This window comes from Arthrobacter sp. K4-10C, assembly GCF_059090085.1.
This window is the reverse complement of the sequence record NZ_JBNHFI010000036.1, coordinates 1-310: the sequence shown is the minus strand read 5'-3', so window position 1 is coordinate 310 and position 310 is coordinate 1. Positions and strand designations below refer to the sequence as shown.

General features: G+C 67.4%; 1 protein-coding gene. It reads right to left on the bottom strand.

Going from position 1 to position 310, the window contains the following annotated elements:
• Positions 1–296 (bottom strand): phage holin family protein (locus AC5RUU_RS19650; RefSeq protein ID WP_493976873.1); only part of this gene is annotated, 296 nt, incomplete at its 3' end.
• Between the last annotated feature and the right edge of the window lie 14 nt (positions 297–310).

The following is a 310-nucleotide window of genomic DNA, read 5'->3' as shown; positions in this document are numbered from 1 at the left end:
GCGGCGATGATGGCCCAGATCACGGCGACGATCACGGCGGCCCAGCCCAGGGGCATCAGGGCGCCCAGGGCGAACATCAGCGCCAGCGACAGGAAGACCAGGACGAAGTGTCCGGCCACGCCGGCGCCGGCGAGCATGCCGCCGCCCTTCCCGGCCCTGGTGGCTGACTGTTTCGCTTCGGCTTTGGCCAGCTCCAGTTCCTGGCGCATCAGCGTGGACAGGTCCCGGGTCACATCACCCAGCAACTCACCCAGCGAAGCGTTATCAGCCTTCTGATGCGCCTCACTGGGCGGCATCTCAGGAATCTGGC